The 24,455-nt window shown below is 70.2% G+C and carries 24 protein-coding genes, 1 pseudogene and 1 riboswitch; of the genes and pseudogenes, 15 read left to right on the forward strand and 10 right to left on the reverse strand.

Annotation, left to right across the window (positions count from 1 at the left end; all coding sequences use genetic code 11):
* The first annotated feature begins 25 nt into the window (after positions 1 to 25).
* A complete protein-coding gene (locus tag ACFY01_RS10295) occupies positions 26 to 1,270 on the forward strand; it encodes a hypothetical protein (RefSeq protein WP_390735242.1) in 1,245 nt (414 codons plus the stop codon).
* Between the two features lie 96 nt (positions 1,271 to 1,366).
* Entirely contained in the window at positions 1,367 to 1,522 is a 156-nt protein-coding gene (locus tag ACFY01_RS10300) for a hypothetical protein (protein WP_390735243.1), read from the forward strand.
* Positions 1,523 to 1,613: 91 nt separating this feature from the next.
* Here the strand turns inward: ACFY01_RS10300 and ACFY01_RS10305 are convergent, their stop codons facing one another.
* The 3 genes from ACFY01_RS10305 to ACFY01_RS10315 are packed head-to-tail and all read right to left on the reverse strand — an operon-like array spanning position 1,614 to position 4,530.
* Positions 1,614 to 2,552: a 3-oxoacyl-ACP reductase gene (locus ACFY01_RS10305; protein WP_390735244.1), complete on the reverse strand. Its 939-nt coding sequence runs from the start codon at positions 2,550 to 2,552 to the stop codon at positions 1,614 to 1,616.
* A 12-nt stretch (positions 2,553 to 2,564) separates the two neighbouring features.
* Complete coding sequence (locus tag ACFY01_RS10310; protein ID WP_390735245.1) at positions 2,565 to 3,641, reverse strand: Zn-dependent alcohol dehydrogenase; 1,077 nt, start codon at positions 3,639 to 3,641, stop codon at positions 2,565 to 2,567.
* A 31-nt stretch (positions 3,642 to 3,672) separates the two neighbouring features.
* The gene (locus ACFY01_RS10315; protein ID WP_390735246.1) at positions 3,673 to 4,530 is read right to left on the reverse strand and encodes a MaoC/PaaZ C-terminal domain-containing protein; all 858 of its coding nucleotides are present in this window, start codon (positions 4,528 to 4,530) and stop codon (positions 3,673 to 3,675) included.
* 309 nt (positions 4,531 to 4,839) lie between these two features.
* Between ACFY01_RS10315 and ACFY01_RS10320 the strand changes: the two genes are divergently transcribed.
* Complete coding sequence (locus ACFY01_RS10320) at positions 4,840 to 6,123, forward strand: sensor histidine kinase (protein ID WP_390735247.1); 1,284 nt, start codon at positions 4,840 to 4,842, stop codon at positions 6,121 to 6,123.
* Here ACFY01_RS10320 and ACFY01_RS10325 read toward each other — a convergent pair.
* On the reverse strand, positions 6,101 to 7,681 hold the full coding sequence (locus ACFY01_RS10325) for an alpha-L-arabinofuranosidase B (protein WP_390735248.1): 1,581 nt from the start codon (positions 7,679 to 7,681) through the stop codon (positions 6,101 to 6,103). The genes ACFY01_RS10320 and ACFY01_RS10325 overlap by 23 nt on opposite strands.
* 216 nt (positions 7,682 to 7,897) lie before the next feature.
* Between ACFY01_RS10325 and ACFY01_RS10330 the strand changes: the two genes are divergently transcribed.
* From ACFY01_RS10330 to ACFY01_RS10365, 8 genes are all read left to right on the forward strand, one after another.
* The gene (locus tag ACFY01_RS10330) at positions 7,898 to 8,509 is read left to right on the forward strand and encodes a response regulator (RefSeq protein WP_390735249.1); all 612 of its coding nucleotides are present in this window, start codon (positions 7,898 to 7,900) and stop codon (positions 8,507 to 8,509) included.
* A 179-nt stretch (positions 8,510 to 8,688) separates the two neighbouring features.
* Positions 8,689 to 10,431, forward strand: coding sequence for an MFS transporter (locus ACFY01_RS10335; protein ID WP_390735250.1), 1,743 nt, complete (start codon positions 8,689 to 8,691; stop codon positions 10,429 to 10,431).
* Between the two features lie 168 nt (positions 10,432 to 10,599).
* Positions 10,600 to 11,256 (forward strand): class I SAM-dependent methyltransferase, encoded by a 657-nt coding sequence (locus ACFY01_RS10340; RefSeq protein ID WP_390735251.1) that lies wholly within the window; start codon positions 10,600 to 10,602, stop codon positions 11,254 to 11,256.
* Entirely contained in the window at positions 11,253 to 11,423 is a 171-nt protein-coding gene (locus ACFY01_RS10345; RefSeq protein ID WP_390735252.1) for a hypothetical protein, read from the forward strand. Before ACFY01_RS10340 ends, ACFY01_RS10345 begins: the two co-directional genes overlap by 4 nt.
* Before the next feature lie 124 nt (positions 11,424 to 11,547).
* Entirely contained in the window at positions 11,548 to 12,522 is a 975-nt protein-coding gene (locus ACFY01_RS10350) for an N-acetylmuramoyl-L-alanine amidase (RefSeq protein WP_390735253.1), read from the forward strand.
* A gap of 117 nt (positions 12,523 to 12,639) precedes the next feature.
* Positions 12,640 to 13,461 (forward strand): hypothetical protein, encoded by an 822-nt coding sequence (locus ACFY01_RS10355; RefSeq protein WP_390735254.1) that lies wholly within the window; start codon positions 12,640 to 12,642, stop codon positions 13,459 to 13,461.
* A 100-nt stretch (positions 13,462 to 13,561) separates the two neighbouring features.
* Positions 13,562 to 14,572, forward strand: a complete 1,011-nt coding sequence (locus tag ACFY01_RS10360; protein ID WP_390735255.1) for an LLM class F420-dependent oxidoreductase — start codon at positions 13,562 to 13,564, stop codon at positions 14,570 to 14,572.
* Between the two features lie 62 nt (positions 14,573 to 14,634).
* On the forward strand, positions 14,635 to 14,925 hold the full coding sequence (locus ACFY01_RS10365; protein WP_361437862.1) for a hypothetical protein: 291 nt from the start codon (positions 14,635 to 14,637) through the stop codon (positions 14,923 to 14,925).
* A 230-nt stretch (positions 14,926 to 15,155) separates the two neighbouring features.
* On the opposite strand, the gene ACFY01_RS10370 is transcribed toward ACFY01_RS10365, so the two are convergent.
* From ACFY01_RS10370 to ACFY01_RS10380, 3 genes are read right to left on the reverse strand one after another with little or no spacing between them, the layout of a single operon-like run.
* The gene (locus ACFY01_RS10370) at positions 15,156 to 16,226 is read right to left on the reverse strand and encodes a prenyltransferase/squalene oxidase repeat-containing protein (protein WP_390735256.1); all 1,071 of its coding nucleotides are present in this window, start codon (positions 16,224 to 16,226) and stop codon (positions 15,156 to 15,158) included.
* A complete protein-coding gene (locus ACFY01_RS10375; RefSeq protein WP_390735257.1) occupies positions 16,223 to 16,975 on the reverse strand; it encodes a class I SAM-dependent methyltransferase in 753 nt (250 codons plus the stop codon). The genes ACFY01_RS10370 and ACFY01_RS10375 overlap by 4 nt, the downstream gene beginning before the upstream one ends.
* A complete protein-coding gene (locus ACFY01_RS10380) occupies positions 16,969 to 18,369 on the reverse strand; it encodes a glycosyltransferase family 4 protein (protein ID WP_390735258.1) in 1,401 nt (466 codons plus the stop codon). The genes ACFY01_RS10375 and ACFY01_RS10380 overlap by 7 nt, the downstream gene beginning before the upstream one ends.
* A gap of 220 nt (positions 18,370 to 18,589) precedes the next feature.
* Here ACFY01_RS10380 and ACFY01_RS10385 point away from each other — a divergent pair, with 220 nt between their 5' ends.
* Positions 18,590 to 19,234 (forward strand): TetR family transcriptional regulator, encoded by a 645-nt coding sequence (locus ACFY01_RS10385; RefSeq protein ID WP_390735259.1) that lies wholly within the window; start codon positions 18,590 to 18,592, stop codon positions 19,232 to 19,234.
* A gap of 33 nt (positions 19,235 to 19,267) precedes the next feature.
* Positions 19,268 to 19,453: riboswitch (TPP riboswitch) on the reverse strand.
* Between the two features lie 95 nt (positions 19,454 to 19,548).
* Here the strand turns inward: ACFY01_RS10385 and ACFY01_RS10390 are convergent.
* The gene (locus tag ACFY01_RS10390) at positions 19,549 to 19,782 is read right to left on the reverse strand and encodes a ferredoxin (RefSeq protein WP_390735260.1); all 234 of its coding nucleotides are present in this window, start codon (positions 19,780 to 19,782) and stop codon (positions 19,549 to 19,551) included.
* Between the two features lie 6 nt (positions 19,783 to 19,788).
* Complete coding sequence (locus ACFY01_RS10395) at positions 19,789 to 21,246, reverse strand: aldehyde dehydrogenase (protein WP_390735261.1); 1,458 nt, start codon at positions 21,244 to 21,246, stop codon at positions 19,789 to 19,791.
* 597 nt (positions 21,247 to 21,843) lie between these two features.
* Between ACFY01_RS10395 and ACFY01_RS10400 the strand changes: the two genes are divergently transcribed.
* Entirely contained in the window at positions 21,844 to 23,277 is a 1,434-nt protein-coding gene (locus tag ACFY01_RS10400; RefSeq protein WP_390735262.1) for a hypothetical protein, read from the forward strand.
* A gap of 87 nt (positions 23,278 to 23,364) precedes the next feature.
* On the opposite strand, the gene ACFY01_RS10405 is transcribed toward ACFY01_RS10400, so the two are convergent.
* Positions 23,365 to 23,721 carry an integrase gene (locus tag ACFY01_RS10405; protein WP_390735263.1) on the reverse strand — a complete coding sequence of 119 codons (357 nt, stop codon included), beginning with the start codon at positions 23,719 to 23,721 and terminating at the stop codon, positions 23,365 to 23,367.
* Between the two features lie 174 nt (positions 23,722 to 23,895).
* Between ACFY01_RS10405 and ACFY01_RS10410 the strand changes: the two genes are divergently transcribed.
* Positions 23,896 to 24,111, forward strand: coding sequence for a hypothetical protein (locus ACFY01_RS10410; RefSeq protein WP_390735264.1), 216 nt, complete (start codon positions 23,896 to 23,898; stop codon positions 24,109 to 24,111).
* A 31-nt stretch (positions 24,112 to 24,142) separates the two neighbouring features.
* Positions 24,143 to 24,325, forward strand: a pseudogene (locus ACFY01_RS10415) (NUDIX domain-containing protein); the annotation flags it as partial.
* Positions 24,326 to 24,455: the final 130 nt, after the last annotated feature.

Consider the following 24,455-nt stretch of genomic DNA (forward strand, 5'->3'; position numbering starts at 1 on the left):
CTTCGTCACTGGAGGTGACCGAACGATGACAGCCTGTGCGATCGAATCGTCGGCGACCCGGGAGGACGACGGGGCGCCCCGGACGGACTGCGCCATCACCGTGGACGGCGGCTACGCCGCCCGCCTCGCGTCGGCCGGGGGCTGCTGGTTCCCGGAGCGCTGGACACTGGGCGGGCCCGAGCCGTACGCCGTGCCGCTGCCCGGGAACCAGCCGGAGGAGCCCGGTACCGAGGTGCAGCCGATGGGTGACGGGCGGGTCCTCATCCACCGGCTGGTGGAGCGGCGGCACGTCTTCTCGCTGCTGTACCCGACCGGTCCGGGCACCGGTGAACTGCCGCTCGGCGCGGTGGAGTGCCCGGAGGAGGACGCCCGGGTGGGGTTGCTGCCCCCGGCGCCGGGCGGCGAGCGGGCCTACGCCCTCGCGGTGGGCCGGTACACGACGGCGGTGTGGCTGGTGGCGGGCGGCGCCTTCGGGCCCGAGCAGCTCGCCGAGGTCCCGGGGCGCTGCTCGGGCGGTGCCTGGCTGGACCGTACCGGGCGGCTGCTCGCCGTGGACCGGGAGATCGGCGGCCGGACCAAGGCGGTCGTGGTGGATCTGGAGCGGGGCGGCGAGGTGTCGCCGCTGCTTCAGATCGCCGCCGACAGCGACGACCGGCTGCGGCTCGCCGACCCCGACAGCGGGCTGCTGCTGATCTCCTCGGACGCGCCCTCGCCCGGGCAGGAACGGTTGGGCTGGGGCGTCCTGGGCAGCTCGCTGCCCGTGCGCTTCCCCGACTGCCTGCGGGTGCCCGGCTGCGCGGTGACACCGTTCTCGATCCAGCCGGGGCAGGTGCTGACGCCGGAGACCTGCGCGGTGGCGCTGCGGATCGATGGGCCGCTGGGCGGCTGGGTCGGCGTGTGGCGGCCCGCGGAACGGCAGGTGCACCATCTCCCGGCGCCCGAGGGCTGGCTGGCGGGGGCCGGGCTGTGGACGGCCGAGGGGGTGCTGCGGCTGCCGTACGTCACCCGGGACGTGCCGTGCGGCGTGGCGGGGCTGGCGGCGCCGCCGAGAGCCTTCGCGGTCACGGTTCCGCAGGCGCCTGCGATTCCGGGGCCGGTTCCGGGGCCGGCGCGGGGAGGGGGAACGGCGCGGGGTGCGACTCCGGTTCCGGGGCCGGGAGCGGCGCGGGGACCGGCTCCGGAACAGGCGGAAACGGAGCCCGAGCAGCCGGTTGTGGCCCGTCCGGTGCCGCTCCAGCAAGCGCCGTTGGGACGTGTTGTAACGAACTAGTGCCGGTCGGCGTGCCCGCCTGGATTCGACCCGAGGTGTGCCGGTTAGACTCGCCCGGCTGTACGAAAGATCATGTTGACGGGGTGAATTCTTCCGATGAGCGACGCCAGCACCACTCAGACGCTGTCCGCCGACTCCCAAGAGACCACGGGCCACGGCAAGCACCGGGGGCCGGTTTCGGGCCAGGACAGTGAGACGGCCCCGCGCGGCCGTCACCGCAAGCCGGTCGAGGAGACCGAGGCGGTTGCCTGACAGTACACCGTAAGCAGTACGCGGTAAGCAGTACGCCGTAAGGGGGTCGTCCGTCACCGACGGGCGGCCCCCTTCGGCGTGCTCGGCGTGCTCAGCCCCGCTTGAGTGCCAGCACCTCCGCCGCCGCGAACGTCTCCCCCGCCGGGCGCCGCGCGTAGTGCGGGGTGAGCAGCGCGTCGAGTTCGTCGTAGGTGAAGGCCTCCTGCTTGCTGTCGAACTGTGCCTGCACGCGCGGCCGTTCGACGATCGCCACCATGCCGCCGTGCACCACGAGCAACTGCCCGTTGACCCGGGCGGCGGCGGGCGAGGCCAGGTAGCCGACGAGCGGTGCGACATGCTCGGGGGCGAGCGGGTCGAGGCCCTCCTCGGGGGCGGCGAGCCCGGCGAAGACGTCCTCGGTCATCCGGGTCCGGGCGCGTGGGCAGATGGCGTTGGCCGTCACGCCGTACTTGGCGAGGGCGAGGGCGGTGGACGTGGTGAGGCCCACGATGCCGCCCTTCGCCGCCGCGTAGTTGGGCTGCCCCGCCGAACCGGCCAGGAACGCCTCCGAGGAGGTGTTCACGATCCGCCCGTACACCGGTCCCCCGGCCGCCTTGGACCGCTCCCGCCAGTGCGCGGCGGCGAGGTGGGTGGTGTTGAAGTGGCCTTTGAGGTGGACCCGGATCACCGAGTCCCACTCGTCCTCCGTCATGGAGAAGACCATGCGGTCGCGCAGGATGCCCGCGTTGTTGACCAGGATGTCGAGCTTGCCGAACTCCTCGACGGCCAGGCGGACCAGGGCCCGCGCCTGCTGGAGGTCGGCGACGTCGCCGGTGTGGGCCAGGGCCCGGCCGCCCGCCGCGCGGATCTCGGCGGCGACCTCCTCCGCGGGCCCGGCCGATGCCTCGCCGGAGCCGTCCCGGCCCGGCCGGCCGTAGTCGTTGACGACGACGGCCGCGCCGAGCCGGGCGAGTTCCAGTGCCTCGGTCCGGCCCAGTCCCCGGCCGGCGCCCGTGACGACGGCGGACAGCCCCTCGAGTGGCAGTGACATCCGCGTCAGTCCTCAGATCTCGATGCACGTACGCAGGGCGGTCCCGGTACGCATCTGGTCCAGCGCCTCGTTGACGTCGGCCAGCGGCACCCGGTGGGTGATCAGCCCCGCCAGGTCGATACGGCCCGCCCGCCACAGCGCGATGGTCCGCTCGTAGGAGGTCAGCACGTCCCCGCCGCCGTACATCGACGGCAGGATCCGCTTCTCGTCGAAGAACAGCTCGAACATGTTGAGCTGGAGGAAGTCGTCCATGGCGCCCGCGCCGACGACGACGAGGGTTCCGCCGCGCCGGGTGTTCTCGTAGGCGGTGCGGGCGGTGGCGGACCTGCCGACGACCTCGAAGACGTAGTCGAAGCCCTCGCCGCCGGTCACCTGCTGCTTGGCGTCGGGCAGTTCCTCCGGGGAGACGGCCCGTGTCGCGCCGAACTCCAGTGCCGACTCGCGGCGCGAGGCCACCGGGTCGACGGCGACGATCTCGGCGGCGCCCTTCAGCCGGGCCCCCTGGATCGCGGAGATGCCGACACCTCCGCAGCCGATGACGGCGACCGACGAACCGGCCTCCACATCGGCGGTGTTGAGCGCGGCGCCCAGTCCGGTCGTCACTCCGCAGCCGATGAGGGCGGCGATGTCGAAGGGCACGTCGTCCGGGACGGGCACGGCGCAGCCCGCGTCGACGACGACCTCCTCGGCGAAGGTGCCGGTGCCCGCGAAGCCGAAGACGTCCCCGCCGGGCCGCTTGAAGTTGGGGGTGCCCGCGTTCATGAACCCGGCCAGGCACAGCTCGGTCTGTCCGCGCTTGCAGGCGGGACACGCGCCGCAGGCGGGCAGCCAGCAGACCACCACCCGGTCCCCGGGCTTCAGGCCGCGCACGCCCTCCCCGACTTCGAGGATCTCGCCCGCGCCCTCGTGGCCGGGCACGAAGGGCGCCGGCTGCGGCAGCACCCCGCTCATCGCGGACAGGTCCGAGTGGCACAGCCCGGTGGCCCTCACCCGTATCCTCACCCGTCCGGGGCCGAAGCCCACCGCCTCGACGTTGTCGAGGACCTCGAGCTTGTCCTGGCCGATCTCGTGCAGTACGGCTGCGCGCATGGTGCGGCTCCCCTCATCAAGGCTGGGTGGCTCAGGAGTGTTCGACGACGGTGTCCGCGAGGACGGGCGCGTCGCCCCGCTCCACCGCGCTCACGGCGACCCGCACGGCCCCCTCCTGCCGCCACATGCGGATGCGCAGGGTCTCGCCCGGGTACACGACCCCGGCGAAGCGGGTGCTGTAGGCGCGGACGCGGGTGACGTCACCGCCGAGCAGGGTGTCGACGACGGCCTTCAGCGTCATGCCGTACGTGCACAGCCCGTGCAGGATGGGCCGGTCGAACCCGGCGAGTTTGGCGAACTCGGGGTCGGCGTGCAGCGGGTTCCAGTCGCCGGAGAGGCGGTAGAGCAGGGCCTGGTCCTCGCGGACGGGCCTCTCGACGGTCCTCGTGGGCTCGCCGGCCGGCGGTTCCAGACGGGCGGAGGGCCCGCGGTCGCCGCCCCAGCCGCCTTCCCCGCGTACGAAGATCTGGGCGTCGTTGGTCCACAGCGGGCCGTCGGCGTCCGCGACCTCGGTGCGCATGACGAGGACGGCCGCCTTGCCCTTGTCGTACACGGCGGCGATACGGCCGGTGGCCGTGGCGCTGCCCTCGACCGGGATGGGGCGGTGCAGGGTGAGCGACTGGCCGCCGTGCAGGACGCGGGCGAGGTCGACCTCGACGCCCGGCATGGACAGGCCGCTGATGACGCCGGGTGATCCGTTGCCCGCGACGGTGGCGAAGCTCGGCAGGACGTGCAGCCGGGACTCCAGGGTGTAGCGCAGTTCGTCGGGGTCGGTGGCGGGGACTCCGGCGCCGAGGCCCAGGTGGTAGAGCTGGACGTCCCTGCGGTCCCACGAGATCTCACCGGACCGGGGCTCGGCGGCGAGGGCCTTGGCTGCGTCGATGGGCATACGGCTCCTGACACTGGCGCTTCGACTGGCGGCTTCACACTGGCGGCTTCAAGACCCCGGCACGGCCGTCCGCACCGTCGGCCGCACCGAGGTCGTCACGGGCCGACCTAGAACGCGTTCCAGTCCGGCGCCCTCTGTATAGCCCAGGGCTCCGGAGTTGTGAAGGCTCCTGACGTGTCGTCAGCTGCGGGCGGGCGGTGACATTTGTACTGCCAGGGTGCGTACATGTGCATCTGCCGACACACCCGGACCGGCTCGTAGTCTGTGCTGTCGTACGACCATGGGGAACATCTGATCGGGGGATCTGGGATGAGCGGCAGGATCGGGGCGTGGTGGCGGCAGGCCTTCAGCCAGGTGGAGGGCTGGCAGGTCGCGCGGGCGCAGTGGAAGAAGGACATGGAGCGCTTCAAGGCCCAGCAGAGGGCCGCCCGCAAGAACGGGCAGGTTCCCGAGCACCCGGGCCCGCCGCCCACCGGATTCGCCCTGATGCCCTGGCTGCTCATGGGCTTGGGCTCCTTCTCCAACCTCCTCCAGGGCAAGACCCCCAACCCGTGGATCGGCGGCCTGGGCCTGCTGACCTTCAACTCGCTGTACGTCTACGTGACCTTCCGCGCCTTCCACAAGGAGAAGCGCGAGGAGACCTCCACCCGGGTGGCGCTGCTGCTGATGGCACTGGTGACCACAGGTCTGGCCATCGGCTACGGCGGCAACTGGCTGATGTTCTTCCCGCTGCTGGGCCTGGCGACGGGCGCGACCGTGCGCGGCCCGTGGCTCGGCAGGGCGGGGATCCTGCTCGCCACCTTCGCGGGTACCGTCTCCGGGTTCCGCGACGGGGAGGACGCGGTGACCATCGCCTACGGCACGTTCCTGTCCACGATGGTGACCGCCGCGATCCTCTCCCTCTCCGAGGCCGTACGGGATCTGCGCGCCGCCCGCGAGGAACTGGCCCGGCAGGCGGTGGAGAAGGAGCGGCTGCGCTTCTCCCGCGACCTGCACGACCTGCTCGGCCACACCCTGTCGGTGATCGTGGTGAAGTCGGAGGCGGCCCGCCGGCTGGCCCCGCGCGACATGAGCGCCGCGCTGGCGCAGATCGGCGACATCGAGTCCGTTGGCCGCCAGGCGCTGACCGAGATCCGCGAGGCGGTGACCGGCTACCGCGAGGGCAGTCTCGCCACCGAGCTGACCCGGGCCCGCTCGGCGCTGTCCGCCGCGAGCATCGAGCCGGTCGTCCGCCAGTCCGGCACCCCGCTCGCCCCGCAGACCGAGGCGCTGCTCGCCTGGGTGGTGCGCGAGGCGGTCACCAACGTCGTCCGGCACAGTGACGCCACCCGCTGCGAGATCACCGTCGAGAGCGGCACCGAGCAGGCCAGGCTCACCGTCACCGACAACGGCAGCGGCAAGGCCGTCACCCGCCCCGCGGAGGGCATCGGCGGCACCGGTCTGAAGGGGCTGACCGAGCGCCTCGCGGCGGCGGGCGGCTCCCTCAGGGCCGGTCCGTCGCCGCGAAGCGGCTTCGCGGTCACCGCCGAACTCCCGGTGGAGCCGGCGGAACTGGCTGCCGCCGGGGCGGCTACGGCGCCCAGGGCGAGCTGACCGCCCAGCTCACGTCGTCGCTCCAGGACGTGGTGCTGTCCCAGGCGTTGGAGCCGCCGTCGCTCGCAATGTAGACGTTGAGGTTGTAGTGCCGCAGATACCTGGTCGGGTAGTTGTACGAGGCGAACGAGGTGCCCGTGCCGCTCTTGCCCGTCTGCGGACAGAAGGTCGCGTCGGATCTGAACTGGGCGGTGCCGTCCATGGGCTGCCGGTACAGCTTGTAGTTGTAGTGCCTCAGGAAGTCGCCCGGGTAGTTGCGCGACTCGAAGGACACACAGGAGCTACTGGCGAGTCCGCGGCGCACGATCCAGGTCGCGTCGCTCTTGTCGAGGGAGGAACCGCTCGACGTCACCGAGGAGATGACCGCCGCGTCGTTCTGGTGGCGGATGTAGTCGGTCGTGCAGCAGGCGGTCGTCGCGCGCAGCGATATCTCCGAGCCGGGCGTCAGGGAACCGGTGCTGCCGGTCGCGCCGCCGTAGCCGACGGAGACGATGTCGGCCTGCACGGCGTCGTCGGCGGCGTCCGTCGGGATGCCGGAGGTCATCACGCCCTCGAAGAAGGAGCCGATGGAGCCGTTGCTGTTGTCACCGCCGGTGCCCAGGACGATGGCGCCCTCCTGGTGCATGGGCGAGTAGCCGCTCGTGGTCGGCTCGCCCCCGGAATACGTGGTGGTGAGTCCGCCTGATTGCGCATTGCCGTATTTCAGCGCGAAATGGTTCTGCCCGTTGTTCTTCAGCAGCGCGGTCACGAACGGCAGCGGTCCGGTACCGGTGTTGGACGTGTTCTTGCTGTACCCGGCGTCCGACTGGAACAGCCCGTTCTCCAGGTCGGCCTGCACCCAGGGACCCTGGCCGTAGCACGGCGAGAACCAGCACTCGGTGCCGAAGTTGATCGCGTCCATGTGGCCGTTCCCGGTGTCCTTGTTGTTCGTCTCGGCGTTGCCGTAGTCGAAGCAGCAGGCCCCGTTGACGTGGGTACCGGAGGTCACCATGTACATCCCCTCGGCCTGCCCGTTCACGGCGACGCCCGAAGTGGAGTTGTCCCGGTAGCCCATGCCGGCCGATATCTCCAGGCCGTAGACCTGGTGGCCGCCGACGGTCACCGGCAGCGCGTCCGCGGGTGCCCCGACATCGGCCGCGCCCGCCCCGCCCGCGCCCTCGACGGTGAGGTCGTTGTGGCGTGAGGACTGGTCGTAGATCTTGGTGATGATGCAGGTCGTGCCGGAGCAGAAGCTGTCCTGCGCGGCCGCGTTGGCGTACCCGCCGGCCGTCAGCAGGCCGATGTTCGAGGTCGCCGAGTCCGAGGCGCGCTGCACCTGGTAGAGCGAGCCGCTGTACGACGAGTACAGCGCCCGCACGAGGCTGTGCGCGGCGACGCACGGGGTGCCGGCTGCGGCGTACACGTCACAGGGCAGCGAACTCGCGGCGGCGGCCTGCGGGGCGCCGACGCCGAGCAGCAGCGCGGCGACGGTGGCGAACGCCGCGAGCAGGGAGAGCGCGGCGCTTCTGGGCCGCCGGGGACTGCGGTGCGGCTGTCTGCGCGGGAGTCTCGGATCCACGGTGCACCTCTTCGGTTCCTCGTAGGGCAGTGCGGGGGGGATTGGTCGAAATATCGGACGCCGTTCGATCGAAATACCGGACCTATTCAGCGCCGTAATGCCGAACAATTACCGGAAATGCAGAGGCGATTGTTTGCGCGTCACCGGGGGCCGTCAACCCTGCGGACCGAACAAGGAAGAGTCTTTGATTGCCGACGTGTTGGCTACGCTTGGGTCGTGAAGAACATCAGGCTCCTGCTCGCCGAGGACCAGGGCATGATGCGCGGAGCCCTCGCCTTACTGCTCGGCATGGAGGCGGACATGGAGGTCGTCGCGCAGGTCGCGACGGGCGACGCGATCGTGGACGCGGCGTTGCGGCACCGGCCGGACGTGGCCCTGCTGGACATCGAACTGCCGGTGCGCAGCGGCCTGGACGCGGCGGCGGAGCTGCGCGAGCAGGTACCCGACTGCCGGGTGCTGATACTGACGACCTTCGGCCGGCCCGGCTATCTGCGCCGGGCCATGGAGGCGGGGGCGTCCGGTTTCCTGGTCAAGGACGGGCCGGTGGAGGAACTGGCCGCGGCGATCCGTCGCGTCCTCACCGGGGAGACCGTGGTCGACCCGGTGCTGGCCGCGGCGGCGCTCAGCGCCGGGCCGAATCCGCTGACGGCCCGCGAGTGCGACGTGCTGAAGGCGTCGGTGGACGGGGCGACCGTCGCCGACATCGCCGCGAAGCTGCACCTGTCCGAGTCCACGGTGCGCAACTACCTGTCCTCCGCGATCGGCAAGACGGGCACCCGCAACCGGGCGGAGGCGGTACGGGAGGCCCGGCAGCAGGGGTGGCTGTGACGGCTGCTCCCTCGACGGTCCTGATCCCCGCCCGACCGTACGAGCCGCGCCGCCATGACCCGACAGCGCGTCAGATACCCATGAAAAGGTCAAGAAATCGTTAGAGGCTCGAAGCAACGGAATAGTTGCCTGTGCATACGGGGTTCTCCCAGCACTTATCTCACTGGAGGCCTCACCCCATGACGCACACGACGACCGACCGGCCCACCCGGAGAGCGAGCGGCGCAGTGGTCCCGGTGCTCGCCTTCGCGGGCATCGTGGTCGCGGTGATGCAGACCCTGCTCGTCCCGGTCATCAAGGACCTGCCGCAGCTGCTGGACACCGCGCCCAGCAACGCCACCTGGGTCCTGACCTCTACTCTCCTGTCGGGCGCCGTGGCCACCCCGATCATGGGCCGGCTCGGCGACCTGTACGGCAAGCGGCGCATGCTGATCCTCAGCCTCGCCGTCATGGTGGTCGGCGCCCTGATCAGCGCCCTCACCAGCCAGCTGCTCACCATGATCGTCGGCCGTACGCTCCAGGGCTTCGCGATGGGCGCCATCCCGCTCGGCATCGGCCTGATGCGCGACATGCTGCCCCACGAGAAGCTCGGCTCGGCGATGGCCCTGATGAGCTCCTCGATCGGCGTCGGCGGCGGCCTCGCACTGCCCGCCGCGGCCCTCGTCGCCCAGCACACGAACTGGCACGCACTGTTCTACGGCGCCGCCGGCCTCGGCGTGCTCTCCATCGCCCTCACCCTCCTCGTCGTACCGGAGTCCCCGATGCGCGCCGAGGGCTCCTTCGACCTGCTGGGCGCACTCGGCCTGTCCACCGGCCTCGTCCTCTTCCTGCTGCCGATTACCAAGGGCAGCGACTGGGGCTGGACCTCGGGCACCACGCTCGGCCTGTTCGCCGCCGCCGCGGTCGTGCTCGTCCTGTGGGGCGTGATGGAACTGCGGGTCCAGGCCCCGCTGGTGGACCTGCGCACCACGGCCCGGCCCGCCGTGCTCTTCACCAACCTCGCCTCGATCATGGTCGGCGTCTCGTTCTACGTCGTCTCCCTGGTCCTGCCCCAGCTGCTCCAGCTGCCCAAGGCCACCGGCTACGGCCTCGGCCAGTCGATGGTCGTCGCGGGCCTGCTCGTCGCGCCGCTCGGCCTGACGATGATGTTCACCGCGCCCGTCTACGCCCGGCTGTCCGCGAAGTACGGCCCCAAGGTCACCCTGATCCTCGGCATGCTGATCATCGCGATCGGCTACGGCGCCGGCCTCGGCCTGATGAGCGCCCCCTGGCAGAGCCTGGTCATCGCGGTGATCCTGGGCGCCGGCATCGGCCTGGCCTACTCCTCCCTGCCCGCGCTGATCGTCGGCGCGGTCCCGGCCTCGGAGACCGGCGCGGCCAACGGCCTCAACACGCTGATGCGCTCCATCGGCACATCCGTCTCCAGCGCCGTCATCGGCATGGTGCTCGCCAACACCGCGAACCACGTCGGTGGCGTCGCGATCCCCACCATGCACGGCTTCCGGGTCTCCTTCCTGATCGCGACCGGCGCGGTGGCGATCGGCCTGCTGATGGCCCTGTTCCTGCCCAAGCCGAACCGCGCACCGCAGCTGCGCGCCAGCAGCGAGGAGGAGGCGAACCTGGAGCGCGCCGAGCAGGTCCTGGAGGTCCTGCGGGGCTTCCGCGGCCGGGTCCTGGACGCCGACGGCACCCCGGTCGCCCGCGCCAAGGTCACCCTGATCGACCAGCGGGGCCGCCAGGCGGGCGCCACCCTCTCCCAGGACGACGGCAGCTACGCCCTCACGGTCCCCGCCCAGGGCGCCTACGTCCTGGCCGCGAAGGCCACCGGCCACGGCCCGCACGCCTCGTCCGCGACCCACGCGGGTGACGAGCGGCCGGTCGAGCTGGACCTGGCACTGCCGGGCGAGGCGGTCAACGCGTAGCGCTCCGCGGAGTGCCGCGCGGTGCCGTCTGGCGTCTGCAGCATCGTCGTGGCTGGTCGCGCAGTTCCCCGCGCCCCTTCGGGGCGCTCCCACACCCCCTGTCGCTCCGGCGGCAGGGGGTGCGGCACGATGGGGCGCCCACACACACGTACGACCGAGAGGGACCCCATGCCCGCGGCACCCAAGCCCGAGATCCTGGCCGCGTTCGAGGCGGCGAAGGGGTTCATGCCCGTGGACGAGGGGCTGGCGCTGTACGCGGCGGCCGTGGAGGCGGGCCGGCTGGGGCTGCCGCTCCTGGAGGTCGGGACGTACTGCGGACGCTCGACGATCCTGCTCGCGGACGCGGCCCGGCAGGCCGGGGTCACCGCGCTCACCGTCGACCACCACCGGGGCAGCGAGGAGCAGCAGCCGGGCTGGGAGTACCACGACCCGGAGACGGTCGACCCCGAGGTCGGCCTGATGGACACGCTGCCCACGTTCCGCAGGACCCTGCACAAGGCGGGCCTGGAGGAGCACGTGGTGGCGCTGGTCGGCCGCTCCCCGCAGATCGCCGCGTTCTGGAACTCCCCGCTCGGCCTGGTCTTCGTCGACGGCGGCCACACCGACGAGCACGCGGGCGCCGACTACGAGGGCTGGGCCCCCCAGGTGGCCGAAGGCGGCCTCCTCGTCATCCACGACGTGTTCCCCGACCCGGCGGACGAGTTCACCGGGCAGGCCCCCTACCGCGTCTACCTCCGGGCCCTGGAGTCGGGGGAGTTCACGGAGGTCTCGGTGACGGGTTCGCTGCGCGTGCTGCGGCGGACGCGGGCTCGGGCCGCACGGTGAGATACCTGACCGGCCTCGCCCTGATCGTCTTCGGGGCGCCGCTCGTCGGCATCATCGGCCGGGTGCTGGAGGACGCGGGACGGAAGCGGCTCGGCAAGGTCGTCGGCATCGGTGTGTACCTGGTGGTGCTGGCGGTCGCCGTGTGGCTCGTCGTCAGCGACCTCTGACCGCGGCCTCTGACCGGCTTCCGCCGTCACGGCGCCCCTTGGCGCCCCCCGACGCCCCTCGGCGCCACCCGCCCGGCCCACTTGCGGCATGTGGGCACCGGGAACGGCCGCTAGGGTGGCAGACGTGTCGTACGTAGGCCCGGACTTCGATCCCCCGCAGCCCCGCCGGTCCCGGCGCGGCCCGCTGACCGTCGCGCTTGCCGCACTGGTGCCCGGCGCCCTGCTGGGCTGGCTGGTGTACGAGGCGGTGGGCGCCCCCGGTGGCTCCGGCCAGGCGGCCGGCCCCGCCTCCAGCTCGGCGTCAGTCTCGCGCCCGCTCTCCGCCTCGCCGTCGGGTTCCGTCACGGACGACGGCAAGGTGAGCCCGACGGCCTCGGCCAAGGCGTCCGGTACGCCCTCGGCCTCCGCGCCCGCCGCCTCCGGCCCGCTCAAGGGCAAGGTCGTCGTCATCGACCCCGGCCACAACCCGGGCAACTTCCGGCACACGGCCGAGATCAACCGCCAGGTGGACATCGGCACGAACTCCAAGGAGTGCGACACCACGGGCACGTCCACCAACTCCGGTTACACGGAGGCCCGTTTCACGCTCGACGTCGCCCACCGGCTGCGCGCCATCCTCGAACAGCAGGGCGCCACGGTGAAGTTCACCCACGACGGCGACTCCCCGCCCTGGGGGCCGTGCGTGGACGAACGCGCCCGGATCGGCAACAACGCGCACGCGGACGCGGCCGTTTCCATCCACGCCGACGGCTCGGCCGAGGGCAACCGCGGCTTCCACGTCATCCTTCCGGCGGCCGTCCACGCGGGCGCCGCCGACACCCGCCCCATCGCCGCCCCCTCCAAGTCCCTGGGCGAGCGGATCGCGGGCAACTTCCTGCGGGTCACCGGTGAGCCGCCCTCCAACTACATCGGCGACGGCACCGGTCTCGTCACGCGTAAGGACCTGGGCGGTCTCAATCTGTCAACGGTTCCCAAGGTGTTCATCGAGTGCGGCAACATGCGCGATAGCAAGGACGCGGCACTGCTCACCAGCGGCGCCTGGCGGCAGAAGGCGGCGCAGGGAATCTCTGAGGGAATCGTGAGTTTCCTGCGCGGGTAGTGATCGGCGGTCGGTCCCGACGCACGGCCTGATCATTCGAACGATAGTGTTCGTCCGATCAGGGGCCACCCCCGCGACGCCTCTGCCGACGACGAGACGACCTGCAAAGGACCTGAAGTGAATATCCGCTCCCTCACTCGAGGCGACGGCGTGGTGATCGGAGCAGCGGTGTTGCTCTTCATCGCGTCGTTCCTTGCCTATTACTCCTACTCCTACGCGGGCTACACGAAGACCGAGACCGCGTGGGGGATCGAGCTCGGAACGGGCCTCGGCATCTACATGGGGGCCGTCATCGGTGCCGCCCTGATCGTCCTCAACCGCTGCCTGCCTCAGCAGCGCAAGGTGGCCGGTCTGGACCTCGGCACGGTCGGCACGGGCTTCTCGATCCTGTCCGCCTGGATCCTCTTCTGGTCCCTGGTTGACGTGCCCGACGGTGTCGATGCCGGCGCGGGCCTCATCCTCGGCTTCATCGCCGCCCTCGTCCTGGCCGGCGCCGCCATCGCCACCCCCCTGGTCCCCGCCCTCCAGGCCGCTCTGATCCCGGCCCCGAAGCCCGCCGCCCCGCAGCCCTACGGTGCCCAGCCGCCCGGCGGTTACGGCTACCCGGGCGCCCCGCAGCAGCCCTACGGTGCTCAGCCGCAGCCGGGTCAGCCCTTCGGGCAGCAGCCGGGTGCGCAGCCCCAGCCGGCCGCGCAGCCGCAGCCGGGCGCGCAGCCGTCGGCCCAGCCGCAGCCGACCGGGGACTTCTCGCCGTTCTGGTTCGCCGTGCCGGTGCCGCGTCCGCTGTTCGCGGAGGACGGCTCGCAGGCGCCGATCGCCGAACTGGCGCCGGGTACCTGGTACCTGGCGGTCGAGCAGCGCGGCGCCCACCTGGTCGCGCAGACCCAGGACGGCCGCCGGGGTGTGCTCCAGGACACCTCCGGGATCCAGCGCGGCTGACGCCGCCCGCGACCGTCGTGTACGGCCCCTCACCCTTCCGGGCGGGGGGCCGTTGCCGTACAGTCACCCACTGAATCTGACGTACCGTCAGGAGGTAGGGATGCGGCTCGGTCTCGCGCTCGGGTACTGGGGCCGCGGCCCCTCCCCCGACCACCTGTCCCTCGCCCAGGAGGCCGAGCGCCTCGGCTACCACTCCGTGTGGACGGCGGAGTCCTGGGGCTCGGACGCCTTCACGCCGCTGACCTGGATCGCCGCGCGGACATCGAGGATCATGCTGGGCACGGCGGTCGCCCAGATGGCGGCCCGCTCGCCGACCACCACCGCGATGCACGCGCTCACCCTGGACCACCTCTCGGGTGGGCGCGTCATGCTGGGGCTCGGGCTGTCGGGGCCGCAGGTCGTGGAGGGCTGGTACGGGCGTCCGTTCCCGGCCTCGCCGCTGACCGCGACGCGGGAGTACGTGGACGTGGTACGGCAGGTGCTGCGGCGGGAGGCGCCGGTGGAGGTGGCCGGGCGGTTCCACTCCCACCCCTACCGGGGCGCGGACGGCACGGGCCTCGGCAAGGCCCTCAAGCCCATCACCCACCCCCTGCGCCCCGACCTGCCCGTCCTGCTGGGCGCGGAGGGCCCGAAGAACGTCGCCCAGACGACGCGTATCGCGGACGGCTGGCTGCCGCTGTACTGGGCCCCCACCCGCCCCGAGGTCTACGGACCTTCCCTCACCGGCCTCCGCGAGGGCTTCCTCGTCGCCCCCATGGCCCAGGTGCGGGTCTGCGACGACGTGGCCGAGGGCCTGCTCCCGGTGAAGATCATGCTCGGCTTCTACATCGGCGGCATGGGCCACGCGGCCCGCAACTTCCACGCCGACCTGATGGCGCGCATGGGGTACGAGGAGGAGGCCCGCCGCATCCAGGAGCTGTTCCTCTCCGGCCGCCGCGAGGAGGCCGTCCAGGCGGTCCCGGACGCCTTCGCCGACGAGATCTCCCTGGTCGGCCCGCGCGAACGCATCGCGGAGCGGCTTCAGTCGTGGCGCAAGGGCCCGGTGACGGACCTGCTGGCGCTGTCGCCGGATCCGCATTCGCTGCGGGTGCTGGCGGAGTTGAACTCCTAGGCGGTTTCAGCCCCTCAGCGGTTCAGCGGTTTCAATCGGGCTTGCGGGGCCAGACGGAGAGTATGTCTCGATATCGCAGTGGTTCCAACTCCGCTGGGACAGTCGTCGCGGTGGTCGCGGACATCATGGCCGTGATCCTCGGACTGTGGATCCTGATGTACCTGCTGGACGCGAACCGGGCCAACGACCTGGTCCAGTTCATCCACAACGCCGCCAACTGGCTCGCCGGCTGGTCGCGCGACCTGTTCACCTTCGACAGGGCCTGGGCCCGCGTCGTCTTCGGCTACGGCCTGGCCGCCGTGGTCTACCTCTTCATCGGCCACGCCCTGGCCAACCGCATCCACCGTCACTGAGCCCTCCGGGGGTACGCGGACGACCATGGGGCTCCGGGCGGCCGAAAGGGCCCCCACAGCCTCCGTGCCCCGCCGCGGCACAGGCTCCGGCCCGGCCGGCCGCGGTCCGGCCACACGCCCCGGATTCCCCGGTCGCGTGACCCGGGGCCGGGGGGCACCCCGGAAGACGAAGCACCCTCGGCAGGGCCTGAGCCTGGGCCTGGGCACGTGCCCGTCGAACCGCCGGACGGCTAGGCGCAGCAGTCCGGGTCCAGCCCCGGTGGCAGGTGTTCGCCGCCGAAGACCGCGCAGGTGGCCTCGTGGCCGCCGAGGGCGGCGACTGCCAGGAGCAGGGAGCCTGCCGTCCAGGTGGTGAGTTCGCGGGGCCAGACGGCGTCGTCGTCGAAGACGTAGCCGGTCCAGTACAGGCCGGTCTCCGCGTCGCGCAGGTGCTGGATGGACTGGAGGATGTCCAGCGCGCGGTCGGACTCGCCCATCGCCCAGAGCGCCAGGGCGAGTTCGGCGGACTCGCCGCCCGTCACCCAGGGGTTGGGGACGACGCAGCGGACGCCGAGGCCGGGGACGACGAAGCGGTCCCAGTCGGCCTCGATGCGTTCCTTCGCCTCCGCGCCGGTCAGGGCGCCGCCGAGGACCGGGTAGTACCAGTCCATCGAGTAGCGGTCCTTGTTCAGGAAGCGCTCCGGGTGCCGGCGGATCGCGTGGCGCAGCGCGCCGACGGCCAACTCCCAGTCGGGTTGGGGTTCTTCGCGCTGGTCGGCGATGGCGAGGGCGCACCGCAGCGCGTGGTGGATGGAGGAGCTGCCGGTCAGCAGCGCGTCCGCCGTGCCGGTGCCGTCGTCGTCGCGCCGCCAGCCGATCTGTCCGCCGGGCTGCTGCGAGCGCAGCACCCATTCCATCGCCGCGTACACGCAGGGCCACATGCGGTCGAGGAAGGTGTCGTCGCCGGTGGAGAGGTAGTGGTGCCAGACGCCTACGGCTATGTACGCGACGAAGTTCGTCTCCCGGGCGCGGTCCGTGACGTCGTCGTGTGCCCCGTCCGCGTACGCCGCGTACCAGGAGCCGTCCTCGTTCTGGTGCCGGGCCAGCCAGGTGTACGCCCGCTCGGCGGCCTCGTGTTCGCCGGCCGCGTCCAGGGCCATGGCCGCCTCGGTGTGGTCCCAGGGGTCGAGGTGGTGTCCCCGGAACCACGGGATCGCGCCGTCCTCGCGCTGCGCGGCGAGGATGCCGCGTACGGTCTGGGCGGCCTGCTCGGCGGTGAGGACCCCGGGCAGGACGAGGTGTTCTGTCCGGGGGGTCGTCACTTGGCGGCCACCTCGGAGGTCTCGGGGAGCAGGGGGAGGTGCGGCTTGGTCGCGTAGGCGACGAAGCTCTTGCCGATGAGCGGGTTCAGCGCCTGCTCGGCGACCCGGGTCGCGAGGGGCTTCTTCATGATGTCCCAGACCAGCAGCTTGTGGTACGCCCGCACGGGCAGCGCCTTGTCGTTGTCGACGCCGAACGCGCACTTCAGCCACCAGTACGGGGAGTGCAGGGCGTGGGCGTGGTGGGTGCCGTAGGGCTTCAGGCCCGCCTCGCGGATCTTCGCCAGCAGAGCGTCGGCTTTGTAGATGCGGATGTGGCCGCCCTCGACCTCGTGGTAGGCGTCGGACAGCGCCCAGCAGACCTTCTCGGGGCCGTAGCGCGGGACGGTGATGGCGATCCGGCCGCCGGGCTTCAACACCCGCACCATTTCCGCGAGTACGCCCTTGTCGTCGGGGATGTGCTCCATCACCTCGGAGATGATGACGACGTCGAAGGACTCGTCGGGGAAGGGCAGCGCGAGGGCGTCGCCCTCCATGGCGGTGGCGGTCGCTCCCGCGGGGGCCTCGCCCGCCTCCTCCATCGCCGCGAACCACTTGGCGACCTCGCGGATCTCCTCGGCGTTCTGGTCGAGGGCCACGACCTGCGCGCCGCGCCGGTAGCACTCGAAGGCGTGCCGGCCGGCCCCGCAGCCGAGGTCCAGGACACGGTCGCCCGGGGCGAGCGGGAACCGGGAGAAGTCGACGGTCAGCACGTGGCCCTGCTTTCGGAGTGTTCGGAGTGGACGCCTGTCGCGGCCGCGGGGCGGCCTGGATTCGCGGCCTCGGAACGGCCGATGGCCTCGCGGTACCGGGCCACCGTGCCTTCGGCGGCCCGCGCCCAGGTGAACCGCTGGAGCACCCGCCGGCGCCCGGCCGCGCCGAGTCGCGCCCGCAGTTCGGGGTCGCCGAGCAGTCGGCCGAGCCCGGCGGCCAGCGCTCCGGCGTCGCCGGGCGGCACCGCCAGGCAGGTCTCCCCGTCGGGCCCGGCGACCTCGGGGATCGCGCCGCCGGTGGTGGCGAGAAGCGGGGTGCCGGTGGCCATGGCCTCGGCGGCCGGCAGGGAGAAGCCCTCGTACAGCGAGGGCACGCAGGCGACCTCGGCGGAGCGGACCAGGTCGACCAGTTCGGCGTCGGAGATGCCCTTCACGAACTCGACGGCGCCTTCGAGGCCGTACCGCTCGATGGCCTGGGCGACGGGTCCGTCCTCGGCGCGTTTGCCGACGACGACGAGGTGGGCGTCCGGCTGCTCGGTGCGTACCTTGGCGAGCGCCTCGACGAGGAAGACCAGGCCCTTGAGCGGCACGTCGGCGCTGGAGGTGGTGACGATCCGGCCGGGCACGACGGGCACCGCCGGATTCGGCGAGAAGAGGTCGGTGTCGGCGCCGATGTGGACGACGTGGATGCGGTCGTCGCGGACGCCGAGGTGGTCGACGATCTCCTGGCGGGAGGTGCCGGAGACGGTGAGCACGGAAGGCAGGCGGCGGGCGACGCGCTTCTGCATGCGGGTGAAGGCGTACCAGCGGCGGACCGAGTAGCGGCGCTGCCAGCCGTCCGCGGCGTCCAGCTCCAGCTGTCGGTCCACCGTTATCGGGTGGTGGATGGTGGTGACCAGGGGGGCGCCGATGTCGCCCAGCAGGCCGTAGCCGAGGGTCTGGTTGTCGTGTACGACGTCGAACCGGCCGCGGCGGGCGCGCAGATGGCGGCGGGCGCGCAGGGAGAAGGTGAGGGGTTCCGGGAACCCGCCGGTCCACATGGTGGCGACCTCGAGCGCGTCGATCCAGTCGCGGTACTCGTCGCGGCCCGGGGTGCGGAAGGGGTCGGGCTGGCGGTAGAGGTCGAGGCTGGGCAGCTCGGTCAGGCTCAGCCGGCCGCCGTAACCCCCGGCCCCGGCCCCGTCCTCGTCGTCCAGTACGGGGTAGGGCTGGGAGCCGATGACCTCCACCCGGTGGCCGAGGCGGGCCAGCTCGCGGGAGAGGTGCCGGACGTAGACGCCCTGGCCGCCGCAGAACGGGTTCCCTTTGTAGGTGAGAAGCGCGATGTCGAGCGGTCGCTCGCCGTCGGCGGCGGGGTCCTCCTTGACGCCCGCCTCCCTGGCCTCAGCGGTCACTCTGAGCCCCCTTCTCCCTGCTCTGTCCCGCGAGACTACGTCGGGACGCTAATCTAGAACAAGTTTCAGACTTGATCGTTCAAGAGGCTCTGAATCTACCGGCAGGTAAGGGCGCTGGGAGCAGTGGATCAGGTGATTCGCGCCACGACCGGGCCCCTGCCATGCTGGGTGATCACTCGCCCTCAACGGCTGCCTCACCGACTGTCACGGAACGGGACCGATGCCTGCGCACGCCAAGGTGGAATCCAGTACCGCGAACCCCTCCTCCGCCCCTCTGACGGAGCGGCAGGAGGCCCGGCGCCGCCGGATCCTGCACGCCAGCGCGCAGCTGGCCAGCCGGGGCGGGTTCGACGCGGTGCAGATGCGGGAGGTCGCCGAGTCCTCCCAGGTGGCGCTCGGCACGCTGTACCGCTACTTCCCGTCCAAGGTGCACCTGCTGGTCGCCACGATGCAGGACCAGCTGGAGCACATGCACGGCACCCTGCGGAAGAAGCCCCCGGCCGGCGACACGGCGGCCCAGCGGGTTGCGGAGACCCTGATGCGGGCCTTCCGCGCGCTCCAGCGCGAGCCGCACCTCGCCGACGCCATGGTCCGCGCGCTCACCTTCGCCGACCGCAGCGTCTCGCCGGAGGTCGACCAGGTCTCCCGGCAGACCACGGCGATCATCCTGGACGCGATGGGCCTCGAGGACCCGACCCCCGAGCAGCTCTCCGCCGTCCGCGTGATCGAGCACACCTGGCACTCTGCTCTGATCACCTGGCTGTCGGGCCGCGCCTCCATCGCCCAGGTCAAGATCGACATCGAGACGGTGTGCCGCCTGATCGACCTGACGGATCCGGCGGGCGGCGAGGTGTCCGGCGACTGAGGCCGCAGGCGCGAAGGTGCGGGCGCACACGGAAGACCTACGAGACGGGTTCCCTTCGCCGGCATTGCCCGGATCAGGTAATGGGGGTCGCCTTCCGGCCTGACTGCTGCCTTCCGGCCTCTCAGACCGACCGATCGATGTCGGCCACGGCGGATGCCGATATCTCTTCGGCGTCGCGCCAGAGTCGGCTACTCCGGTCGGACTCCCTCACTCGCCCCGTAGGCTGCTTTCAGGATAAGTCGTACGGCGAGGTATGGAACCCCCCAAAGGGACTTTTTTTCGTCCCCCTCCATCCCACGCTCCTGCATCTCCCCCTACTCCTCCGGCGGGAACACCGCCTCCCCGCCGTCCACCAGCGTGATCGCGATGGCCTCGACGGGGCAGTTCTCGGCCGCCGCCAGTACCTTCTCGTTCGCGTCGGTGTCGGCGCCGACCGGATGGGACTGGCGGGCGGTGTCGAGGCGGAAGCCGTCGGGGGCGTGGTGGAGGCACTGGGCGGAGCCTATGCAGACGGAGCGGTCGACCTCGATGTGCCAGCGGTCCCCCATGCCCCCTCACGCCTCCCAGCCGGCGGGCAGGTGGATCATCTTGTGTTCGAGGTACTCGCCGTACCCCTCGGGACCGAACTCCCGCCCCAGGCCGGAGTTCTTGTAGCCGCCGAACGGGCCGAGCATGTCGAGGCTGAAGGTGTTGACCGAGTAGGTGCCGGTACGGACCTGCCGGGCGACCTCGATGCCGTGCGCGACGTCCGAGGTCCACACGCTGCCGGAGAGGCCGTAGTCCGAGTCGTTCGCGATCTTCAGCGCCTCGGACTCGTCGCCGTACGGCAGGAGGCAGATCACCGGCCCGAAGATCTCCTCGCGGGCGATGCGCATCGAGTTGTCGACGTCGCCGAAGAGGGTCGGCTCGACGTACCAGCCGCGTTCCAGCCCCGGCGGCCGCCCGCCGCCGGTGAGGATCTTGGCGCCCTCCTCCTGGCCGATGCGGATGTAGTCGAGGTTCCTGCGCTGCTGCCGTTCGGCGACCAGCGGGCCCACCTGGGTCGCCGGGTCCAGCGGGTCGCCGACGGTGAGTGCGCCCGCCGCCTGGGCGAAGGCGTCGGCGAACTCGTCGTAGCGGGAGCGGGGTACGAGGATGCGGGTCTGCGCGACGCAGGCCTGGCCGTTGTTCATCCAGGCCGCCGGGACGATGCCCGCGACCGAGGCCGCCACGTCCGCGTCGGGCAGGACGACGGCCGCCGACTTGCCGCCCAGCTCCAGCGTCACGCGCGTGAGGTTGCGCGCGGCGACCTCCATCACGCGCTTGCCGGCCGCGACCGAGCCGGTGAAGGAGACCTTGTCGACGCCGGGGTGCCCGACCAGGTACTCGCTGACCTCGCGGTCGGCCGGGAGGATGGACAGCACACCGTCCGGCAGCCCGGCCTCCTTGGCGATCTCGCCGAGGATGTAGGCGTCCAGGGGCGACTCGGGCGACGGCTTGAGCACCACCGTGCAGCCGGTGAGCAGGGCGGGCGCGAGCTTGGCGGCGGCGACGAACTGCGGGACGTTCCAGGGGACGACGGCCGCGACGACGCCGACCGGCTCGCGGCGGACGAGGATCCTCCCGAGCACTCCGTCACGGGTCTCCTCGTACGTGAAGTCCCGCGCGACCCTGATCGCCGCGTCCCACACCATCATCGCGCCGAGGGCCTGGGCGAGGACGCTCCAGGAGTACGGGGAACCGTTCTCGGAGGAGATCACACGGGCGATCTCCTCGTGGCGGACGGCGATCGCGTCCTTGATCCGGGTGACGACCTCGATCCGTTCCTCAAGGGTCGCACGCGGCCAGGGCCCCTCGTCGAACGCGCGACGCGCCACGGCGACGGCCCGGTCCACGTCCTCCCGCGAGGCGTGCGGCACCCTCCCGATGACCTCCTCGGTGTGCGGCGAGACGACCTCGATGACGTCCTTGCCCAGGGGGTCGGTCAACTCCCCGCCGATGAACAGCTGTCCGTGTTCCACGAGCTCGGTCATGGCCGACTGCCTCCCGCCGCACCGAATCTGACGCTGTTTCAGAACTGATATCAGTTCTGGTCGAACTAGGCCAGACCCACGAGCAGATGGGCCCCATCAGCGGATTAACCGCTGGTTACGTTGCCAACACGCTGCCTGGGTCGCCTGCAAGCCGTCATCCCCTTCGCCGGCCGTCTGGTACATGCCGTCCACCGCGTTCCTCGTCCCGCTCTCACTGCTCGGTGCCAGGTGCGTGCAGACAGGCAGGGTGAACCCTGGGTAACTGTGCCCCGGGTACCGGATCAGCGGCTTGCCGTGACGGTTGTCTCGTGAAGGCGCGCCTCCATTGCTCCTCACAGGAGATCCGAGCCCCCGTAATCGCTCGGCAGCGGTACAGCGACGGCGGCAAACGAAAAAATGCCTGACAAGAGGACCGTAAATCAGAGCTGTGGCCCATGAGACTGATCAGGGGTAGCATGGATTTAGTCAAAAATGTGGCCCTAAGGCAGCGCACAGCGGTCGGTAGAGCACTGCATCACACTTAGCCACCTGGGCGAAAGAAAGTCAGCGCCCCCTGACCGCTCACTTCTTTTCAGTCTGCGGCAGCAGGAGATCGAAATGACTGACCGCCTCACCGTAAGCCAACAGCTTGATGTCAATGACGAGCTGATATCGGCCAACGGCATCTGGAAACTAACGCTTCAAAGCGACGGGAATCTCGTCCTTTACAGAGCCGACCGAGTGCCGTTTTGGGAAACTAGGACATATGGCAAGCCGGTTACTCGTGCGACATTCCAAGCCGATGGAAACTTTGTATGCTACGACCGCAGAAACCATCCATGGTGGGCCAGCGGCTCCAACGAAAGCGGCGGCGCCTACATTGTCATCCAAGATGACGGCAACTTGGTGATCTACGACAGTTCCGGATCACCTAAATGGGCCTCAGATACAAGTGGCGATAAATACCGATGGCATACGGACTTACACGACCCTGAAGGTTGGACCGAGGTAGAGATTACGCGAAACGGCAGTGCACGATTCTCGGGTCACGTCCATAACGAAGGTGCCTTTTCCGAGCCCGAAGATTTTACACTCAGGACGGCCACATCAGGCAGCACCTGCCTTCTCTTTCAGAGATCCGGCCACCTTGGTGGATTCGGGGACTCAAGTTCCCGGAACGACTGGTGGGATGAATCCAGCTCCCGCCCTGACGTCGCTGCAAACTTCGACGACCTCATAGGAAGCTTGGTTCTGCGCGCCGCCGAGTCAAAAAAGGGAGTTATCACGGGTCCACTCGATGACGTCATAGACTTCACGGTCGGAGTCGTCGAAGGAAGTATTTTGGCCGGAGTGCCAGGAATTGAAGTCGTGCTGTTTGGCGGAGAGCTGGCCAGCCTCGTGCTCACCGGAAGCCTGATCCCAGGGGCGCGGATCATTGCCGGCACGCTATACATGACAGGGCTCCTCGGAGGATTTTACGCTCTCACCGGTGCTGGAGTGGCCCGGATCGGCGGAAAACAACGAAATATCACCAGTGACGAATACGAATGGGCAAACGATAAAGTATTCGGCGGATCACTTCCTCCGAAGGACGCCATTCTAATCACTGACACCATAGGGGCGGGTGACAATTGCTTCACCTTCCCCGCTCCGTACAAAAAAATAACCGTAAATATAGGGCCGGAACGCTACGACAATCCACGGGACTCTGATCCGGGAATATTTATTCATGAACTCACCCACGCTTGGCAGATCCAACACATGGATGCACCTGCCGCCTGGATTACGCGCGGATTTGCGGCCCAGCTTTTCAACGTGAGCTATGACTACGAAAATTATGGGCGACCTTTTAGGGATTTTAACATCGAACAGCAGGCTCAACTGGTGGAAGAGTGGTACGTAGGCTGCGAGAGGCAGCAGAGGTTGATGCACAGAGACGGATTTTACAAGCACCAAGAAGGCTTCCCTGCCGAAGATAATCGCGGCGCCAGCAAAGGCGGCAATCCTTTTTATGAGTATATAGTGAATAATATCTGGATGGGTAGAATATAGGCACAGACACCGATATAAATGCGGACGAGAATGCCCCTGACCAGCGGTTTCCCGGTGATCAGGGGCGAGTGCACAAGGTGTGGGCCGTCAGGGGGCCGTCGGGGCCTTGTGGGCCGTCCGGCACATCTCGTCGACGGCCTTCCACGTACGCGTCTCGCTGCTCGGCATGCGATGGGTGTAGGTGCGGAGCGTGAACCCGGCATCGGCATGGCCGAGGTAGGCGCTCAGGGCCTTGATGCTTTCCCCGGAGTCGAGGAGCAACGAGGCGTAGAAGTGCCGTAGCGCGTGCATGCCGTCTTCGCGGGCTTCCTTGTACCGCTCCCCCGGCCCGGGCTTGGGGATTACACCCGCCGCAGCGAGGGCCGGCTTCCAGGCGTGCGCGTTGAAGGCGTTGCGCCAGACTGCCCCACCTTCAGCACCGGTGAAGTACAGGAGCCTGGTCACCGGCTCTCCGCCGAGGTGGCATGCAGGGCAGCGTGACTTCGGCCTGGCGCCCAGGTCCGGATCCTGCTGGGCGACCCGGAGTCCGCGGCTGTCCGGCAGCCTGGCGAAGAGGAAGGGATCGGCGACGACCTGGCGGCGCGAGCGCGGATCACTCGCCGGTACTTGCAGCCCACCATGTCGACGCCCGGCGTCGAGATCCGGCTGCACGACACGATCCTCTACAACTCGATCTACCGGTTCGACGACGACGTGCTGGTGAACCCCCACGTGCTCGGAGCTCCCGCAGGGCAGAACCCGGTGATGCACTTCAAGTACCTGCCAGGAGCACGGACGTTCCGGCACTACATGCGGAGCTTCGACTACGCATGGGAGCAGGGCCGGGCGGCGTAACAGGCTCCCGGCATGCGACGCTGAACGCACGGCACGCGTCGACTACCTCAACGATCCGAACGCCCCGAAGGCGAACAGCCTCGTCCCCTCCGCGACCGCCGTGGCCCGCAACGAGGCCGGGGAGGTCCTGTTGATCGACAAGACCGACAACAACGTGTGGGCTCTGCCCGGAGGTGGCATCGACCTGGGCGAGTCAGCTCCCGACGCGGCCGTACTGTGGCTGGGGCGGTCGGCTCCGCGACTTTAGCCAGCCACTTTGGCGCGAGCCTCGAAGATCATGGCCCCAACGTCGTGCTTTACCGGGCAGGTCCACAGACTGCCCGACGCGCCGGAAGCTTACGGGG

The organism is Streptomyces sp. NPDC001480, assembly GCF_042894725.1.
Classification (GTDB): Bacteria; Actinomycetota; Actinomycetes; order Streptomycetales; family Streptomycetaceae; genus Streptomyces.

What these genes read in the sequence shown, in the direction of transcription:
- ACFY01_RS10295 (WP_390735242.1), top strand. Translation starts at nt 26, where the DNA reads ATGACAGCCTGTGCGATCGAATCGTCGGCGACCCGGGAGGACGACGGG.
- ACFY01_RS10300 (WP_390735243.1), top strand. Translation starts at nt 1,367, where the DNA reads ATGAGCGACGCCAGCACCACTCAGACGCTGTCCGCCGACTCCCAAGAG.
- ACFY01_RS10305 (WP_390735244.1), bottom strand. Translation starts at nt 2,552, where the DNA reads ATGTCACTGCCACTCGAGGGGCTGTCCGCCGTCGTCACGGGCGCCGGC.
- ACFY01_RS10310 (WP_390735245.1), bottom strand. Translation starts at nt 3,641, where the DNA reads ATGCGCGCAGCCGTACTGCACGAGATCGGCCAGGACAAGCTCGAGGTC.
- ACFY01_RS10315 (WP_390735246.1), bottom strand. Translation starts at nt 4,530, where the DNA reads ATGCCCATCGACGCAGCCAAGGCCCTCGCCGCCGAGCCCCGGTCCGGT.
- ACFY01_RS10320 (WP_390735247.1), top strand. Translation starts at nt 4,840, where the DNA reads ATGAGCGGCAGGATCGGGGCGTGGTGGCGGCAGGCCTTCAGCCAGGTG.
- ACFY01_RS10335 (WP_390735250.1), top strand. Translation starts at nt 8,689, where the DNA reads ATGACGCACACGACGACCGACCGGCCCACCCGGAGAGCGAGCGGCGCA.
- ACFY01_RS10340 (WP_390735251.1), top strand. Translation starts at nt 10,600, where the DNA reads ATGCCCGCGGCACCCAAGCCCGAGATCCTGGCCGCGTTCGAGGCGGCG.
- ACFY01_RS10360 (WP_390735255.1), top strand. Translation starts at nt 13,562, where the DNA reads ATGCGGCTCGGTCTCGCGCTCGGGTACTGGGGCCGCGGCCCCTCCCCC.
- ACFY01_RS10365 (WP_361437862.1), top strand. Translation starts at nt 14,635, where the DNA reads ATGTCTCGATATCGCAGTGGTTCCAACTCCGCTGGGACAGTCGTCGCG.
- ACFY01_RS10385 (WP_390735259.1), top strand. Translation starts at nt 18,590, where the DNA reads ATGCCTGCGCACGCCAAGGTGGAATCCAGTACCGCGAACCCCTCCTCC.
- ACFY01_RS10390 (WP_390735260.1), bottom strand. Translation starts at nt 19,782, where the DNA reads ATGGGGGACCGCTGGCACATCGAGGTCGACCGCTCCGTCTGCATAGGC.
- ACFY01_RS10395 (WP_390735261.1), bottom strand. Translation starts at nt 21,246, where the DNA reads ATGACCGAGCTCGTGGAACACGGACAGCTGTTCATCGGCGGGGAGTTG.
- ACFY01_RS10400 (WP_390735262.1), top strand. Translation starts at nt 21,844, where the DNA reads ATGACTGACCGCCTCACCGTAAGCCAACAGCTTGATGTCAATGACGAG.
- ACFY01_RS10410 (WP_390735264.1), top strand. Translation starts at nt 23,896, where the DNA reads ATGTCGACGCCCGGCGTCGAGATCCGGCTGCACGACACGATCCTCTAC.